Here is a 277-nt window from a genome sequence, read left to right as displayed (position 1 = left end):
ACGTCGCCGATGGCGACCTTGTACTTGCCTTTTTCCAGGTCATGACAGGATTTCGGGATATCCGCTTACTTGACCAACTGCTTGTTGATGATGAAGGCGATGGTGCCGGTATAGGCAAGGGCCCAGTGGCCGTCCTGGTCCTTGGCCCACGCTGGGACCTGGTCCCAGGTGCTCGGCTTGTACGGCTGGGTCACGCCCTTGTCCACGGCAATCGTGCCGAAGGCGGCGCCGACGTCACCGATGTCGGCGCTGTCGTTGTCTTTCTCGGCGTCGAACT

The 277-nt window shown here is 60.6% G+C and carries 1 pseudogene; it reads right to left on the bottom strand.

The annotated features are described in order from the left end of the window. Positions 1 to 277, bottom strand: a pseudogene (locus M2D63_RS25765) (ABC transporter substrate-binding protein); the annotation flags it as partial.

It is taken from the genome of Pseudomonas sp. BJa5, assembly GCF_030272875.2.
Taxonomy (GTDB): Bacteria; Pseudomonadota; Gammaproteobacteria; order Pseudomonadales; family Pseudomonadaceae; genus Aquipseudomonas.
The sequence above is the reverse complement of the archived record's forward strand: the minus strand, read 5'-3'. Positions and strand labels throughout refer to the sequence as shown.